12 protein-coding genes are annotated in these 17183 nt (G+C 48.0%); 3 read left to right on the top strand and 9 right to left on the bottom strand.

Annotated elements, in window-relative coordinates; genetic code table 11:
- The first annotated feature begins 59 nt into the window (after window positions 1-59).
- Together NG792_RS15450 and NG792_RS15445 are read left to right on the top strand one after the other, a co-directional pair.
- Window positions 60-992: a UDP-glucuronic acid decarboxylase family protein gene (locus tag NG792_RS15450; RefSeq protein ID WP_261235968.1), complete on the top strand. Its 933-nt coding sequence runs from the start codon at window positions 60-62 to the stop codon at window positions 990-992.
- A gap of 290 nt (window positions 993-1282) precedes the next feature.
- Window positions 1283-2662: a UDP-glucose dehydrogenase family protein gene (locus tag NG792_RS15445; protein WP_261235967.1), complete on the top strand. Its 1380-nt coding sequence runs from the start codon at window positions 1283-1285 to the stop codon at window positions 2660-2662.
- Window positions 2663-2731: 69 nt separating this feature from the next.
- Here NG792_RS15445 and chrA read toward each other — a convergent pair whose 3' ends face one another.
- From chrA to NG792_RS15410, 7 genes are all read right to left on the bottom strand, one after another.
- Window positions 2732-3925: a chromate efflux transporter gene (gene chrA / locus NG792_RS15440; protein WP_261235966.1), complete on the bottom strand. Its 1194-nt coding sequence runs from the start codon at window positions 3923-3925 to the stop codon at window positions 2732-2734.
- Between the two features lie 58 nt (window positions 3926-3983).
- Complete coding sequence (locus NG792_RS15435; RefSeq protein WP_261235965.1) at window positions 3984-6155, bottom strand: helix-hairpin-helix domain-containing protein; 2172 nt, start codon at window positions 6153-6155, stop codon at window positions 3984-3986.
- 86 nt (window positions 6156-6241) lie between these two features.
- On the bottom strand, window positions 6242-7249 hold the full coding sequence (locus NG792_RS15430; RefSeq protein WP_261235964.1) for a zinc-dependent alcohol dehydrogenase family protein: 1008 nt from the start codon (window positions 7247-7249) through the stop codon (window positions 6242-6244).
- 143 nt (window positions 7250-7392) lie between these two features.
- Window positions 7393-8148: an ROK family protein gene (locus tag NG792_RS15425; protein ID WP_261235963.1), complete on the bottom strand. Its 756-nt coding sequence runs from the start codon at window positions 8146-8148 to the stop codon at window positions 7393-7395.
- Between the two features lie 216 nt (window positions 8149-8364).
- Complete coding sequence (locus NG792_RS15420; RefSeq protein WP_261235962.1) at window positions 8365-9639, bottom strand: dihydrolipoamide acetyltransferase family protein; 1275 nt, start codon at window positions 9637-9639, stop codon at window positions 8365-8367.
- 386 nt (window positions 9640-10025) lie between these two features.
- Entirely contained in the window at window positions 10026-10475 is a 450-nt protein-coding gene (locus NG792_RS15415) for a YlqD family protein (RefSeq protein WP_261197720.1), read from the bottom strand.
- An 85-nt stretch (window positions 10476-10560) separates the two neighbouring features.
- Window positions 10561-12567, bottom strand: a complete 2007-nt coding sequence (locus tag NG792_RS15410; RefSeq protein ID WP_261235961.1) for an AMP-dependent synthetase/ligase — start codon at window positions 12565-12567, stop codon at window positions 10561-10563.
- A gap of 463 nt (window positions 12568-13030) precedes the next feature.
- Between NG792_RS15410 and NG792_RS15405 the strand changes: the two genes are divergently transcribed.
- On the top strand, window positions 13031-13474 hold the full coding sequence (locus NG792_RS15405) for a retroviral-like aspartic protease family protein (protein ID WP_261235960.1): 444 nt from the start codon (window positions 13031-13033) through the stop codon (window positions 13472-13474).
- A 120-nt stretch (window positions 13475-13594) separates the two neighbouring features.
- Here NG792_RS15405 and NG792_RS15400 read toward each other — a convergent pair whose 3' ends face one another.
- Window positions 13595-15550, bottom strand: a complete 1956-nt coding sequence (locus NG792_RS15400) for an alpha-amylase family glycosyl hydrolase (protein ID WP_261235959.1) — start codon at window positions 15548-15550, stop codon at window positions 13595-13597.
- Window positions 15551-15715: 165 nt separating this feature from the next.
- Window positions 15716-16846, bottom strand: coding sequence for a transcription termination/antitermination protein NusA (gene nusA, locus NG792_RS15395; protein WP_261235958.1), 1131 nt, complete (start codon window positions 16844-16846; stop codon window positions 15716-15718).
- Window positions 16847-17183: the final 337 nt, after the last annotated feature.

The following is a 17183-nucleotide window of genomic DNA, read 5'->3' as shown; positions in this document are numbered from 1 at the left end:
GGGATGCCAGGTTTTGAGCCGATGGCTCTGTCTGTTCTAACTCTAAGTAGCTTAAAAGTATGAGAATATTGGTTACGGGTGGTGCTGGTTTTATCGGTTCCCACCTCATTGATCGGTTAATGGAACAAGGGCATGATGTTTTATGCCTAGATAACTTTTTTACCGGAGATAAGCGAAATATCAGCAAATGGTTGGGAAACCCCTCTTTTGAACTGATTCGCCACGATGTAACCGAACCGATTCGGTTAGAAGTTCAGCAAATCTATCATTTAGCTTGTCCTGCATCGCCGGTTCACTATCAGTACAATCCAGTAAAAACCATTAAAACAAACGTCATTGGCACCATGAATATGTTGGGACTCGCCAAGCGAGTTAAGGCGCGACTTTTAATGGCTTCTACCTCCGAAGTCTATGGGGACCCAGACGTGCATCCTCAAACTGAAGACTATCGGGGAAATGTCAATACGATTGGAATTCGGAGCTGTTACGACGAAGGAAAACGAGTGGCAGAAACGCTCTGTTTTGATTACCACCGTCAAAATCATGTAGATATTCGGGTCGCTCGAATTTTTAACACCTTCGGGTCCAGAATGTTAGAAAATGATGGACGAGTGGTGAGCAATTTTGTGGTGCAAGCGTTGCGAGGAATTCCTTTAACCGTGTATGGAGATGGTTCCCAAACCCGGAGTTTCTGCTATGTTTCTGACTTAGTAGAAGGGTTAATCCGGTTGATGAATGGAGAACATATCGGTCCCATGAATTTGGGGAATCCGGATGAATACACCATTTTACAACTGGCTGAAAAAATCCAGAAAATGGTGAATCCCGATGCGCCGATTCAATTTAAGCCCCTTCCCCAAGATGATCCTCGTCAACGCCAACCTGATATCACCCTGGCGAAGACTTGGCTGGGATGGGAGCCACAAGTTCATGTGGATGAAGGATTAAGGTTGACCATAGAAGATTTTCGCGATCGCCTGATATCTCCATAACCATGCGGGGTAATCTTTCAGTAGGAGAATAATCTAGCTAGGGAGTGGAAATATTCCCCCGCATGGGATAGAGTATAATCGCGATTACTTCAGGGTGCAGCATACAAAAATTGGACGGGATGAAGGAGCAGGGAAGCTAAAATCAGCGATCGCCTAAAATAGAAAGTTAGGACGAAATCAAAGGGGGACAAAATGAGAGATTCCTGAGTATTTCTCCCCCCATCCATTTCTAAAGATTTTCCCCCTTCTTCATGGGACCGACTTCTATAAATTTGCAGGAGATACCTTATATGCGCGTTTGTGTTATTGGTACAGGATACGTTGGCCTAGTAACAGGAGCTTGTTTAGCATACACGGGTCATCATGTGATCTGTGTGGACAATAACGAAGAAAAAGTCAAAGTCATGAAATCCGGACGGTCCCCAATTTATGAACCGGGACTGTCTGAAATCATGCAAGAAGCCTCGGAAGCCGGACGGTTAGAATTTACCACGGACTTAGAATATGGCGTCTCCCACGGTGAGATTTTATTCATTGCGGTGGGTACTCCTCCCCTCCCCACGGGAGAAAGTGATACCCGCTATGTAGAAGCCGTAGCACGAGGCATCGGTGCTCATCTGCAGAAAGGGTATAAAGTCATCGTCAATAAATCTACTGTTCCTATCGGTTCCGGTGACTGGGTGCGGATGATTGTCCTCGATGGCGTCACGGAACGGCATCAAAATGGTGGCACTAAAGACGAAACTGCCAAACAACTGGGTGTGGAATTTGATGTAGTCAGTAATCCTGAATTCCTGCGGGAAGGGTCAGCGGTTTATGATACTTTTAATCCCGATCGCATCGTCCTGGGGAGCAACAACCCCCGCGCACTCAAATTGATGGAAGAACTCTATCAACCCATCATCCAGCGCAAGTTTGCCGAAGATGCTTCTTTACCCCCAGTTCCGGTGGTTTTGACGGACATTAGTTCGGCAGAAATGATTAAATATGCCGCTAATGCCTTCTTAGCGACTAAAATTAGCTTTATCAACGAAATCGCCAACGTTTGCGATCGCGTCGGTGCGGATGTGGTGCAAGTCTCCAAAGGCATGGGTCTCGACTCCCGAATTGGCACGAAATTCCTGCAAGCTGGCATCGGTTGGGGGGGTTCCTGTTTCCCCAAAGATGTGTCTGCAATGGTGCATACTGCCGATGACTATGGCTATGATGCTCAGTTACTGAAAGCGGCGATCGAAGTTAACAAACGTCAGCGTCAGATTGCCATTGAAAAATTGCAGCATGAACTGAAAATTCTCAAAGGCAAAACCGTTGGATTGTTAGGGTTAACCTTCAAACCCGATACGGACGATATGCGCGATGCACCAGCCTTGAATTTAATCGAACAACTCAACCGTCTCGGTGCTAAAGTGAAAGCCTATGACCCCATTGTTTCTCAAACTGGGATTGGTCAAGGCTTGAGTGGGGTGTTGGTCGAAACCGACCCGGAACGCTTGGCGGATGGTTGCGATGCCTTAGTTCTGGTCACGGATTGGAAGCAATTCCAAAGTTTGAACTATGAGAAAATGGCGCAATTGATGAACCATGCGGTGATGATTGATGGTCGTAATTTCCTCGATCGCGAAATGCTGCAAAAAGCAGGGTTCCGCTATGTGGGAATTGGCCGGTCTTAAGTCTTAGGGATTAAACGATTAGGCGGGGTTTTTCACCCTCGCCTAATCGTTTAATTGGGTTCAAATCGGCTATAAAAGACGATTCACCAGCCAACCTGCGATCGCACCGCCTAAGACTAACCAGGCGGCATTGATGCGCCAAACTAAGGCAAAAATAGCGGCGATCGCTGCAATCAAAGCCGCAATCCAATCAATCTGGAGCAGTGCAGTCCATAGCGGTAATCCGATAAAATTAATCTGCAAAGTGCTCACCGCTAATTGAACCGTCACCACCGCCATAAGTGCCACGGCACTAACATTAATCGCATCTAAAAACGCTGAAGTCCATTTACGCGATCGCAAGCGCGGAATCCAAGGATTCAGAATTAATACAAACAGGAACGATGGCAAAGTAATCCCCAAAGTCGAGACAATTGCACCAGGAAATCCTCCTATCACATAACCGATAAAAGTTGCCGTGGTCAGCAAAGGACCCGGAGTGACTTGACCCATTGCTACCGCATCTAATAACTGTTGCTGAGTCAACCATCCAAATTCATCCACTAATTGTCCCTGTAAGAAAGCAATTAATACATAACCACTGCCATATAAAACGCTACCAACTTTGAGGAAAAATAACCCCAATTTCCACAAAGGAACGGTTTCGGAAGTTACAGCGGGAACGGGAGATAAACTATTTGGAGTTTGGGATAAAGTGAAACCGAAAAGCCATGCGCTTAAAGTCGGTTGAGTCCGCCAATTTAGCCAAACTGCACCCAATATTCCACCTAACAACAAGGCGAACACTTCATTCACACCGAACCAGACTGCCATCGCAGTGGCGATCGCAATCATCAGCAATTCCCGAGACTTCACCGCCTTTTTCCCCAAGCGCCACAATGCGGTAAAAATAACTGCTAAAACTGCCGGTTTGATGCCATATAACAAGGGATAAACTTGGGGTAATTCTCCAAATTGCACATATCCCCACGCCAAAGCAGCGGTCATTAATACGGCAGGGACGACAAAACAAGTTCCGGCAACAATTAATCCCAACCCACCGGCATAGATATAACCAATATGAATCGCCATTTCTGTGGAATTGGGACCGGGGATTAAGTTAGTCGCACCTACGAGGTCCAGAAATTGTTCCTGGGTTAACCATTGCCGCCGATGGACCACTTCATCTTCCATCATGGCAATATGTGCTGCTGGACCTCCAAATCCAATGATGCCGAGTTTGAGGAAGACTTGCGCGAGTTCAAAGAGGGGAGAGAGGTTCATTGTTTAACCACTGATTTCACTGATTTTCACGGAAGAAAGAGAGGGGTTGGGAGGGAGATTATTTTAGATAAATTAGGAGGTTTAAGCCGGGGATGGTTCGGGAGAGGGTCCAGAGTAAAAGGCTGAGATAAAGTAGGCCGAGGGTCCATTGATACCAGACTAAACTGGAGATGATGCCGGGGAGATGTTCGTCTCGCAGGCGGATGTCATTGAAGCCAAATTTTAGGAGATTATTGAGGCTGAAATCGTAATAATTTAGCCAACTCCAGCGGCGGTTCCAAAGGAGGGGGAGATAGCGTTCTCTCATGGTAGGAAAGCGGGGAATAATGGGTAAGCGTCCGATCGCCAAGCGGAGTTGACGCATTCCGGTATCTTCTACAAAATAGCTGGAGTCGATGAGGTTATGATAGCGACCTTTTTTGTAGAGGATGATGATTAAAAGGGTGGGGATGGGGATAATCAGAATTCCTAAGCAGGTTAGGGTTAATAAGGGTTCGCTACTGGTGCGAATAATGGCAAATAGTCCGATACTGGTTAATCCGAGGGAACTGGATAGCATCCAAGTGGTTTCAAAGGCGGTGGGAATGATGGGTTTGGGAAGGATGCGCCGATAGCGATCGACGAACCAAAATAAGATACTGAAATAGGCGATTGCCACTAATCCTACGCCAAAAATAAGCCAAAAACTGGTCCCGTAGCGTGTCAGTAGTAACAATGCACTTAACCCTAACCAATGGATGGCGCTTCGCAACCATCCCGGGAGGGAAAGGGGTTCGCCAGCAACGGCGCGATCGCGTAACTGGATATAAGTTGCTAGGTCAATTTCTGGTAAATTTAGGACTTCGCTGAGACTGCCAAAAATGCGCTCTTCTTGATTACGGATGATGGCATCGGCTTGATTTTCTGACAATCCTAGTTTGAGTAATTGATGTCGGGAGGCGGTATTAATATTAATTTTGATTAATTGATGAAACAGATTCTCTTGTCGGAGGTTTTCGGTCAGATATTCCATCTGATTGGCATCGGCAATTTGTTCTTGTTGGCGGAAATTTCGCACTAACTGACGCAAGAGGGTTTCATTTCCCGGGAGACTGGGGAGAGACAGTTTTTTCCCAATTTGTCCCGGGTCGCCGGTAATTCTAGCGGATTCTGAATCGAAGCGTAATCCGGCGACATTGATAGAAGCAGAATTGGCAAAAGTTGTATCACTAAAGGCAACGCGATCGCGCAGACTCGCTTCCCGAAAATTGATAGACTGATTAAAGGCAGTTTCTCGAAAACTGGCTAAATTGCGGAAAGCTGTTTCGGTTAAAAACAGAGCTTCTGCAAACTTGGCGCGGTCAAATAAAGCGGTGTTCTCCCAGTGACAGCCACTAAAATCGGCATTGCGATTCCATTGCGATCGCGTAAAATTTGACCCTTGGTTAAACTGGACTTGATTAAAGTTCCCCGACCCTTCAAACCGACTTGCTTTAAAATTAGCCGTTCCTTGAAATAACCCCTGATTAAATCTTATATCTTGAAAAAATATGCTTCCCTGAAATCGGGCTTCTGCCACAAAATTGGCTCCGGCAAAACTGCTGAGTTTACTAAACCGAGCGTCGGACCAATCGGCTAATTTATCAAAAATTGCTCCCATTGCTTCAACGCGATTGAGGAAGAAACTATGGTTAAAATGGACCTCTCCCATGAAATGAGTGTGAACCAGTTTAATGGGTTCTTGAAAGAGGGTAATTTCTACTTGATTCGGAGGAACCCCCAAGAGCGATCGCGAAAGTTGACTCAACCGCGCCAACCTTGTGCGATCGCGTTGCAGTTGCGATCGCTCTTGTTCGGAGAATAAGGGTAAAAACGCCTCCCCATAAAGCGGTGCTCTTAATCCCAACTCATTTCCCGCAAAGTCTCCTTGAATGATGGAATAGGATAAATCCAAAGCAATGGGGGTTCCGGACCGATTTAGTTGATTTTGTAACAACGGGTAAAATCGGTCTCTAAATTCTGCATTACTGGGGGTTAAATCAATTACCAACTCCCGCAAATCAATGGTCCGCACTCCTTCGGAGATAATCGGGGAGTTAATTCGCTGTTGTAATTGCTCTAGGGTTAGGCGTTCCCGCGTCCCTGGGTTGGGATTTAAAGGGGTAATTGCTGCATGAGCGGGGAGGTCACTTATCGGGTTAAAGATTAAATTTAAAATAATTATCAAAAATAAAATTAGTCGCTTTTTCATGCCAATTCAGCTTGATATTAAAAATAAATGGTATATATTTATTTTTGCTTGGTAGTAACGACAGCAAGTCATTACTACCAAGGGTATTAATGGCCCATTGTTAGAACAATTTTACCTTGCATCGACCCAGTTTCTAACAACTCATGTGCAGCAACTGCTTGCTCTAAGGGGAATGTTTTACCCAGATGAATCTTTAACTTGCCTTCATCAAATAGCCGCCCACATTGCTGTAACATCTTGGCTTGATCTTCTTGCTCCGTAATTCGATTTTGTAACATCGGAGTCAGCATCAATTCAAAACTGATGCGATGATTGCGGAGTCGCGAGGTTTTTAACGTCCCCTGTTCTGGATTGGGTTCTAAAATGGTAACCACATCCCCATATAAGCGCACCGCTTCAGCGGTTTCAAAAAAGGTTTTGTCACCGACGGTATCAAATCCGATGTCTGCACCTTCCCCATTTGTCCAGTTCATCACGGTCTCAATGACATTTTGTTCTTTATATAAAATGACTAAATCAGCACCCAATTGGCGGACAAATTCGGCTTTTTCGGGGGTACTGACGGTGGTGGCAACTTCAGCACCTTTGAGTTTAGCCAATTGGATGGCGACATGGCCGACACCCCCTGCACCGGCCTGAATTAGCACTTTTTGGCCCGGTTGTAGACCCGCGCGATCGTAGAGTGCTTCCCAGGCAGTAATCAGGACGAGGGGTGCAGCAGCAGCTTCTACAAAGCTGAGAGACGAGGGTTTTTTGGCGACAAATCGTTCGTCGATCGCAATATATTCGGCATAGTTGCCGTGAGGTCCACCCAATCCGCCATTACAAAAATATACTTCATCTCCCACGTTGAGGGTTTGGACGCCGGAGGCGATCGCCTCTACGACTCCGGCGCCATCACATCCCAGGATATCCGGGGTGAGATCTGGATGAAAGGTTCCGCGTTTGCGGATTTTAGTATCGATGGGATTGACCCCAGCAGCATGAAGGCGGACTAAAATATCCCGATCGCCTTCTAATTGCGGACCCGGAATATCTTGCACTTTCAAGACATCCGCCGCTGCGCCTAATCCGGTCATGATAACTGCTTTCATAGTCTTTCCTCAAGAGTTTGTTTTATCAACTGTCTGACACTTTGTCTCGGCTAGAGTGTAACGGTAGGGTAAGATGAAGATGACTTACCCTACTGACCGCTTTCTCACTTGATTTACATTCGGCCTAATTTCCAAATTTTGACCTAAATGTAGGGAGAGGGAGAAGGCGATCGCCTGATTACCTCACTGGGTAGTTCCCGCCATAAGGCAATCCCCCCTAGTAACCCGGTGATATTAGGAACAATGGTGACATTAGCGGGTAAATCCAAGGTGATTTTTTTAGCTTCACCGCCACCAATGTAGAGGCGATCGTAATTAAACAAATGTTCTAAATTGGCGATCGCTTTTTGTAAGCGGCGATTCCACCGTCTATCACCCACTTTATCCAATGCCGCACGTCCCAATTGTTCCTCGTAGGTTTGACTTTTGCGGAAAGGATGATGTCCCAGTTCCAAATTTGGCACCAGTGCGCCATTCACAAATAAGGCACTACCAAACCCAGTCCCCAGGGTGATCGTGAGTTCGACTCCTATTCCAGAAATTGCACCTAAACCTTGGATATCTGCATCATTGCAAACCCGAACAGGTTTTTCCAAGACATTCGTCAGCGCTTCGGCGAGATTAAACTCCACCCAATCCGGGTCCAGGTTCACCGCAGTGTAGATGATTCCATTACGAACCACCCCAGGAAAACCGACAGAAACCCGATCAAACTCACCTTGTTCTTTCGCTAAAGCCGCGATCGCCTCAATCACAGGTTGCGGTTTAGCAGGATTCGGAGTGGGAACGCGGTTACGTGTTGTCACCGCTTCCCCTGCTGCATCTAAAACAATTGTCTTTGTGCCACTACCGCCAATATCAACCGCTAGCGTTTTTATGGATTCCACTTGATTCACCATTGCACTATTAGGATGAGGAATGAAGAACTCTCACTGACATCTTGCACCCTTCTCAACTCCGGCGGGGGATAAATCCCCCACCTCATAGCTAAAGTCGGTTAAACCCGACTAAAAACCCCACTGAAGAAGACTTTTAGTCGTCTTTAGACGACTTTATTCTGTTAGGCGGGGGATTGATCCCCCGCCGGTTGTTGCAACTCTTCCCTCAATCAATCCCTACATTGTGAGAGATTGAGTATTCGTTTCAATCAACTTCGCTAAATCTTGTAGGAAGGCGGCAGCATCCGCACCATAGATAATCCGGTGGTCACAGGTAATATTGACCCGCATTTGTCGCCGGACCCCCATCATGCCATCTTCCGTGGCAACCACCTGATTTTTTGCCCCACCAATGGCGAGAATTGCACCCTGACCCGGAGGCAGAATTGCATCAAAGCTATCGACCCCATACATTCCCAAATTAGACAGGGTAAAAGTCCCGCTATTATACTCCGCCGGTTGTAACTGTTTAACTCGGGCGCGTTCCACCAAATCCTTCCAAGCGCGAGACAGGGAGTAAATATCCATTTGGTCGGCATTTTGCAGAACCGGCGTAATTAAACCGCCATCTCCCATTGCCACCGCAACCGCAATATTGATATTGCCATGATGTTGGATGCCTCCCTCCACACAACTGGCATTGACTAAGGGATGTTTCTGTAAAGTGAGGGCCACTGCTTTTGCCAGCAGGGCAGTCATGGTCACCCCTTTTGACTTAATCTGTTTGTAGAGCTTGTCTAACTGATCCGTTGTAATCGTATAGCCCACATGGAAAATCGGCACCTGTAATGACGCCACCATATTCCGGACTACCGCATTTTGCAGGGTATTGAAGGGGACCACATCTCCCGAGGCTGCCGGGGCCGCCTGGACTGCCTGGGTGGGAATTCTGGGGGGGGCTGCTACCGTGGGTTGGGGTGGGGTGGCGATCGCTGCTGGGGCCTTACCTGCAGCCGCTTCTACATCTTCCGCCACAATCCGACCAAAAGGACCACTGCCGGAGAGGGTTGCCAAGTCCACTTTGTATTCCTTGGCTAATTTTTTGGCCCGAGGAGAGGCAACCGCCCGACCATTTTGACGACTGGTAGTCGCAGCAGCCGTAGCCATTGCCGGTTCGGGTGTAGGGGATGGGGTAGACTCAGCCGGGGCTGCCGGTTGAGCCGATTTATTGCTGAGGTTCGCCCCTTGCTGCTTTGCCTGTTCGATTTCCGCTTCCGTTTCAGCTAACAAAGCGATCGGCGCACCCACGGGGGCCGCTTCCCCGGCGGGGACGAGGATCGTAGCGAGATAGCCTTCATAGAAGGACTCTACGTCCATGTCTGCTTTGTCAGACTCCACCACCACCACTGTTTCGCCCTTCTCCACTTTGTCCCCCGGCGCTTTTTCCCAAGAGACAATTTTGCCTTCGGTCATCGTGGAACTCAGAGCAGGCATGAACACTTCGTTAATCATAGGTAGCTTCTTTTCGACGCTCAAAACTAAAATAAAGCAAGTTTTTATTCTACCTTGATCCGTCCCCCGCGAAAATCTCCCCTGATTTGCACCCGAGAGGATACAGCATCTACTATATTTCCCTCCACCCCCATCCTCCCCATCCTCCCTATACCCTCATCCTCGTGACGTTGCTCTGCTGCGTCACGCATTCTGGAGGCTCTGCCTCCAGTCCCCGATCATCAGGCGCTTAAACTGCCTATTGTCCCTGTAACAGCTTCAACTCCTTACCAAAGCTACAGGCGGCAGAGCCGCCAAGAGTACATGACGCGGCTTCAGCCACGTCACGAGGATAAATGACCAATGATCCAAGGATAAAAGACCAATGACCAATGACCAATGACCAACTACAAGTCGCCGCGAATTTCCTCAACAACGCCATCGCGCAACACGACTTCTACCTGCATTTTTTTGATTAAATCCTCGCCGCGTTCCAGATAGAAAAAACTATCCATTTGTCCGCTGGCAACTTCTTGACCCATTTCCAAAGTCTGGACTTGTTGCAAATTTTGGAGAATTTGATTTTTCTGATCCAGCATTTCTCTTTGTCGTTGATTGGCCTGCATTTTCACTGATTCGATTTGTTGCTGGACTTGCGGCCCGGGGGGTTGAATGCTCTGCTTTTGGATCTCAAAAATCATCTGCTGGGCTTGCATTTCAAGCTGCTGGAGTTGCGTATCAATTTGATTGATTTGTCCTTGGAGTTGCTGCTGGACTTCTTCTTTCCAGCGCGGGGTAACGATCGCTTTGATAATGGTATTGCGCTTCAGAAGTAATTTCGAGTTAGAGACATCCATATTAGGTGACCTAAATAAAGGTTTAAGTGGAAAATTGGCCTAAAATTAGCCCCGTTATGCTACCATACCACGGGGCTAATCGGGCTTAAACGAACATTTTGTCAATGCGATCGCCGTAACGTTCAGTAATCACGGGCCGTTTAATTTTAAGGGTTTGGGTGAGCATTCCATTGTCCATCGAAAACGGTTCACTCAACAGGGAGAAGGGTCCAATGCGGTCATCAGGACGAAATCCTGGACGGTTTTTCACCTCCCGATTTAACTCCTGGCGGAACAGGTTCTCAACCTCGGGACTGGAGAGGTCAATTTCTGTGGTTCCGGATGCTGCAGGCGGATTGCCTGGGGAAACATTCTCCGGCAGACGCAGGGAGAGGTTTTGGGACAAGGCCCACTGTTGCAGGGCTTCAAAATTCGGCACAATCAAGGCCCCGAGGCACTTTTGGTCCTGACCCACGAGCATCATTTGGTCAATATAAGGACTGCGGATACAGGCATCTTCAATCGGTTGGGGTTCGATATTTTCCCCGTTGGTTAAGACAATGGTATCTTTAGCGCGACCCGTGAGGACTAAATCATTGCCGGGAGTCAACCACCCCAAATCCCCGGTATCAAACCATCCGTCGGGGTCGATCGCCTTGCTTGTCGCTTCAGGATTTTGGTAATACCCCTGCATAATTTGAGGACCCCGCGCCAAGACTAACCCTCGTTCCCCGGTTTGTAGGGGTTTGCGGGTTTCAGGGTGGACAATTAGCAGTTCGGTGTAGGGAATGGGACGACCCGCAGAACCCCGCAGATTCTGCCAATGCCTGCGCGCTGTCAAGACTGGGGTGGTTTCGGTTAACCCATACCCCACCAGTACATCAATGCCAATAATTTCAAAGAAATTTTCGATATGCATGGCGAGGGACCCGCCGCCACTAATCACATATTTGAGTTGACCCCCGGTTGCTTGGCGGACTTTATTATAAACGAGGCGATCGCCCAAGGCGTGGAGGGGCCAAAACACCGCCCGTTTAATTGCTGCCCGGAGTTTTTCACTCCCGGAAGCGGGTTCGAGTTGCAACTGCAATCCCTGCAAAACCCGACCCGCTTCTATATAGTTTTGAGAGAAACCAAAAAAGGTTTTAACCAGTTTTTGGCGATTGGCGGGTTGTTCCCGAAATTGCTTCTGTACCCCTTCATAAATCGATTCCCAGAGGCGGGGAACACCAAAAGTATATTTGGGGTGATATTCTTTTAAATCGGCTTTGAGATAACGAATATTCGTGTAAAATTGACTGCAACCTCGGGAGAGGAGAAAGTATTGCCCCATGCGTCCGAAACTGTGCCAAGTCGGGAGAATGGTAATGATGCGATCGCCGGGTTCCGGTTGCAAAATTGTCGGCAGGTTCTCGATTTGATGCAACAGATTCCCGTGACTCAGCATCACACCTTTGGGTTTACCCGTGGTCCCGGAGGTGTAGATTAAGGTTGCCAGAGTCTCCCGGGTGAGGGTGACGGGTTGCAATGTAAAACCGGCCCCTTTTGCCATCACCTGTTGAAAGGATAAAATTTTTACCGGCAAAGTATCATCCGTAGGCAGGGGTTCATCGGAGAGATAGATAATCCACTGGATGGGTAAGTCATCGAGTTGTGGGCGGAGTTTTTTGAGTAAGGCGAGATTTTCCACCACCAAACCCATACTACCGCTATTTTGGAGAATAAACAGCAGTTCCTCGCGATCGGCATCGGAACCGCGCACCACATCCGCTGCACCTGCTGTGAGTAGTCCTTGGTCCGCAATCATCCAGCGGGGACTATCGTTAGAAAAGAGGGCGACTCGGGGGGGGAGATTGTCGGCGATCGCCGGTAATCCCAAGGATTGCACCCCAGCGGCAAACTGTTGAATTTGCTCGCATAATTGACCAAACGTCAACTCAATCACGGGTTTAGCATGAGGGTCACATAATGCCAGGGTATTGCCAAACTGCGATCGGGCCAGGGGCCACACTTCCGGCATCGATTGAATCGCCTTATAATCCGGGGGTAGCTGTAAATACCCCCGTTCGCGATCGCTGATAGTGGTATCGGTTGAATAAGCAATCTGACTCATCGCTATTAACCTCTAAAAATAAAGATGTCTCTAAGAGTTTAATATTGATGGGTCGGTTTGATCCGGTATGGGTCCAGGGGGACAGTTTGCCAACTGGAACACCCCAGCAATTAGAACAGATGTGGGAACAGTAGGGCGCTTTTACAGAGAAAGACTAAAAATCCCCCAACCCAGAAACCGGGTTTTTACCAAAATTTAACCAACTTTACCAAAGACTCTGCAAAAAACCCGGTTTCTAACCCCCACAATCCAACTCCAAGCTACCAGAAACCGGGTTTTTGCCAAAATTTAACCAACTTTACCAAAGACTCTGCAAAAAAACCGGTTTCTAGCCCCTACTGTACTGCCATAAGTTCGATGCGATAAAAGCAGTAAATAGCTCTAATTTTTATGAAATAAAATTTATGATTTTCAAGCTATAATAAATCAATAAATTACTCCAACTATTTAGGGGGAGATCTAAATGTCTGAAGCCAATCAAAAGAACATGGGAAAAGTTTTTGCCACTTTAACAATTATCAATCGCGCCGACCAAATTCGAGCCGAAGATGGAACAATTACCCCAGACCAAGTTCGGTCCATCACTCTGCCCAATGTTTTAGTAGATACTGGGGCAACAACCTTGTGTTTACCCCCCCAGGCCATTGCCAAACTGGGACTAAAACTCCTCAAAGAAGTAGACGTTGCTACCGCAATGGGCATTGGCAAAGCGCGAATATTTCGAGATGCCACCCTGTCTATGTTTGACCGAGAAGGAACCTTTGAATGCTTGGAGTTACCCGGAGGAGGAGACGCCCTTTTAGGCGTGATCCCCCTAGAATCTTTGGGATTAGAAATAGACTTAAAAAATCAAACTCTCAAACCCTTGCCAATTAGCCCTACCGAAACCTATTTAACGATTTTGTAGGAGCAATAACAAGCGGTGATTTAAAAACACCACAAGATTAGTACCTGATGAGATTCAAGGGCCAAGTAACTGGTTTTCTTATCCATACAGTATCCCCAGCTAATTGGCCCCTCTATTCCCTCAACTCGCCCACTTGTCAACCCATTTCACTGTGCCTTCGTCAGCTAATAACCAGCGACGACAGACGATGTTTTCCCGGGTGGGGAGTGCGGCATCGTTGCCATGTTCGTCTTTATACAGAATCACATATTTATAGGCGATCGCCTTTCCGGCACTTTCCTCAAAGGGGATTTCCGCAAACCAGGTATTCGAGTTAATATACTCCAAAGGATAGGCTTTGGTAATATCCCAATTCCCCAATTCTGGACAATCTCCGGTGACCACCACATATTGACCCACGCTGGTGGAAAGTCCATTCAAAAGTGCACGCACTAAAACGGTGCCTTTAATCCGTTCCCCGACGTGACTAATTACGACTGCCTCTTTAGCACCCAGTTCTAATTGATGTAACATCCCCCCCTGTACTTCCAGTTTGCGGCGGGTTAAAATGCAGCTATGTTCCCCATCGGGTAAGTCAGTATGAACATCGATGGTGGTTGCTTCCCCACGATTCATCGCCACGAAGCACACCGAATCCCGATACCGGCGCACATAGGCATACACATCAGCGGTGAGATATTTACTCCATTGACTGCCTAGGGAAACCGCAGGATTCAGACGACGCACCCCCGACAGTAAACGAATATCCCGATAAATCGGGGTATCTGTATCCCAGCTTTCCATCATGGGACGGTTGTAGGGGTCGTTGTTGCCGTAGGGATTATTATCCCCATTGGTATCATTGTGCAGATACTGCTCGGTCCCGTAATAGATACAGGGAATTCCCCGGCAGGTCATAATTAAATTAATCCCCAAACGGAGGAGATCCGGGTCCGGGTTCAAGGTTTGGAACCGATGCATATCGTGATTATCAATAAAGGTAATCAGTTCCGTGGCGGTATTATAGCGATAATCCTGGTCAAAAATAGACTGGATCATTTGAAACCCCGGTTCTGCACCAACTGCCAATACTTCTCGAATTGCTGTGGCTAAACCAAAGTCCAGAATGGTCATTCCCGATTCATTGGCAAAGCTGACCGATCGCTCGTCATTGGGGTGGTTATAAATCCATTCTCCAAAGATAAATACATCGGGCTTGTGAGACTGAATATCGGCGTTAAACTCCTGCCAAAACCAGATCGGCATATGTTTGATGGTATCCACTCGCAAGGCATCGACGCCGCGATCTAGCCATTGTTTAATGGCAGATTTGATGTAGTTTCGATAGGTGATATTATTTTCGTTAAAGGTAGCCAAACCCGCTAATTCGCAGTTCTGCACCTGCCATTCATCTTCCCAGTTAGTGACTTCCCCGTAATGGTGATACCAGTTTTCTTTATCATCATTGAAATCGGCAATTTTTACCCCATCATCGTAAAGCTCCCCTTTAACACCACTAAAATCGGGGTTACTATGGTTACAGACAATATCGAGAATTAGTTTCATATCTCGTTTGTGTAACTCATCAATCAGTTTGTCAAAAACTGTATCGCGACTGTCTTGGGTGGCGTTGAGAGATGGGTTATCATCTGGGGCAATAAAGCGGGGATTGAGGCGTTTAAAATCGCGGGTCCAGTAGCCGTGAATGGCTGCTTGTTGGACGAATAAGGCTTCAACTTGTTCAAATAGAGGAGTTAACCAAATGGCGGTGATACCGAGGGATTTGAGATAGTCTAATTTGTCAATGATGCCTTGTAAATCGCCCCCCCAGTATTTGCCCCAATCTTCTCCCGAGGGGTCGTAGAGTTCAGGATTTGGGCCTTCGCTGTTGGTGGGGTCGCCATCATAAAATCGGTCTACGACGATAAAATAAATGGTTTCTTGACGAAATTCAATGGCCCGGGTGAATAGAAACTCAAATTCGTTTCCTTCTTCGTCTTTTTGAATCGTCATTTCAGCCCCGGTGGAGGCGTCAATATTCGAGGGGCCGAAGCCAAATGTGAGAGATTCTTCTTTGGAACTGGAAGTCGGCTGCATAATTTTTGTGAGACTGGGTTTAAAAAGGTAGAAAATTAAGTGTATAAGTACCTGAATACCACCTGAATCATACCCCCCGAAATCAGGTCAGTCATCTATCTGAAGGAACAAAAACTGACGCTACAACTATGCCTCGGGGGGCGACTGGCTAGAGTGGATGAACCCCTAGGTCTCTGGGGGGGTTTTGAGGGTGATTTTCCACTCTGTGAGACGGGAGGCGAGTTGGAGGTTTTGGTCCTCGGGCCCCAGGGCGACTGCCAACTGATCCGCAGTAACAAACACTTCAGCGGATTGATTCTCCACATCGAGGGCGATCGCCCCTTCCACTTGTGCTGGAGCTAAGGCATTGGCAATATAGGTAGCGGGGTCCTCGGACCAGGGTATCACTTCGATTTTTTCCCCAGGAATTTCCTGGGCGATCGCATTGAGATGTTCCCCTAGCTTACCGATACAAGCAGCCACTGGATCGATTTCCGGATCCAGAGAATGGACCGCAATTTTAGTGCGGGGGGTGATTTCTGGTTTCGTGGGGATGGAATCCCGCGCCACGCCTTTAATTTCAACCCGTGCCTGTCGAATTTCCGGAACGCGATCGCTAAACAAACCGGAAACTAGATAACTCGTAGCGCGGGAAACCCGTAACATGGGTTTAGAACTGGGGCGATCAAAGACTTTTTTCAGATAAACCTTGAATTGAGCACCCTCTTGATAGTCATCATTCGGCAACTTCTCATATTTGGGAAGTTCCGCTTCTACCAGGGGGTGACCCGCACCTCCGCTGACCCCCAAAACGACCCCACGAGCATCACTTTTGAGGACCTTACCCACAAGAACAGTCCCCTTGCGATCGGCAAACGTCTCTTGAATGTATTTGCACTGCTGTTCTTGCAATTTTTGAGTGAGAACCGTTTTGGTTTGCAAGGCAGCCAGACGCCCAAAATCTCCTTGATTGGGGGTGACATCCACAATCACGCGATCGCCGAGTTTGACTTTTGCCCCCTTTTTAATCGCCAAATCTAGGGGAATTTCGCGATCGCTATCCTCCACCGTCTCCACCACCGTCTTCGTCGCAATCACCCGAAACCCTTCCGCCTTCAGGTCAAGTTTGACCGCAAAATTTTCAAAGTAGTCTTCGGGAAAATCCTCATCGTTGCGGACTTGGGTCCGACGATAGCGCTCATATCCCTTCAGCAAAGCAGCTTTCAGCGCTGCCTGGACCGCAAGTGGCGGTAAAGAGCGCTGTTGACTCATCGTATCAAGCAGCGATCGGAGTCCGGGAAGACTGACCATCGACATTGAGAACACCTCCTACAACGCTGTTCCAAGTAGCTCTGCGCTGAGGGAATTTTACCTGAAAAGCCACCCATTTTTTAATCATTCCCTGGGGAGGGTGGGGAGATAGGGAGGGTGGGGGAGATGGGGGAGATGGGGGAGATGGGGGAGATGGGGGAGACCGCCATCGAGATGGGGGAGATGGGGGAGATGGGGAAGATGGGGGAGATGGGGGAGATGGGGGAGATGGGGGAGATGGGGAAGCAGAACTCCCTATCCTCCCTGGGGGGGGGGGGGGGGGGGGGGGGGGGGGGGGGGGGGGCGGGGGGGGGGGGGGGGGGGGGGGGGGGGGGGGGGGGGG

Origin of the sequence: Laspinema olomoucense D3b (genome assembly GCF_025370785.1) — a bacterium.
Classification (GTDB): Bacteria; Cyanobacteriota; Cyanobacteriia; order Cyanobacteriales; family Laspinemataceae; genus Laspinema; species Laspinema olomoucense.
This window is presented reverse-complemented; position numbering and strand designations above follow the sequence as displayed.

Excerpts from the sequence above, each read along its gene's own strand:
- nusA (WP_261235958.1), bottom strand. The coding sequence starts at position 16,846 with ATGTCGATGGTCAGTCTTCCCGGACTCCGATCGCTGCTTGATACGATG.
- NG792_RS15415 (WP_261197720.1), bottom strand. The coding sequence starts at position 10,475 with ATGGATGTCTCTAACTCGAAATTACTTCTGAAGCGCAATACCATTATC.
- NG792_RS15420 (WP_261235962.1), bottom strand. The coding sequence starts at position 9,639 with ATGATTAACGAAGTGTTCATGCCTGCTCTGAGTTCCACGATGACCGAA.
- NG792_RS15400 (WP_261235959.1), bottom strand. The coding sequence starts at position 15,550 with ATGCAGCCGACTTCCAGTTCCAAAGAAGAATCTCTCACATTTGGCTTC.
- NG792_RS15430 (WP_261235964.1), bottom strand. The coding sequence starts at position 7,249 with ATGAAAGCAGTTATCATGACCGGATTAGGCGCAGCGGCGGATGTCTTG.
- NG792_RS15425 (WP_261235963.1), bottom strand. The coding sequence starts at position 8,148 with ATGGTGAATCAAGTGGAATCCATAAAAACGCTAGCGGTTGATATTGGC.
- NG792_RS15405 (WP_261235960.1), top strand. The coding sequence starts at position 13,031 with ATGTCTGAAGCCAATCAAAAGAACATGGGAAAAGTTTTTGCCACTTTA.
- NG792_RS15410 (WP_261235961.1), bottom strand. The coding sequence starts at position 12,567 with ATGAGTCAGATTGCTTATTCAACCGATACCACTATCAGCGATCGCGAA.
- chrA (WP_261235966.1), bottom strand. The coding sequence starts at position 3,925 with ATGAACCTCTCTCCCCTCTTTGAACTCGCGCAAGTCTTCCTCAAACTC.
- NG792_RS15435 (WP_261235965.1), bottom strand. The coding sequence starts at position 6,155 with ATGAAAAAGCGACTAATTTTATTTTTGATAATTATTTTAAATTTAATC.
- NG792_RS15445 (WP_261235967.1), top strand. The coding sequence starts at position 1,283 with ATGCGCGTTTGTGTTATTGGTACAGGATACGTTGGCCTAGTAACAGGA.
- NG792_RS15450 (WP_261235968.1), top strand. The coding sequence starts at position 60 with ATGAGAATATTGGTTACGGGTGGTGCTGGTTTTATCGGTTCCCACCTC.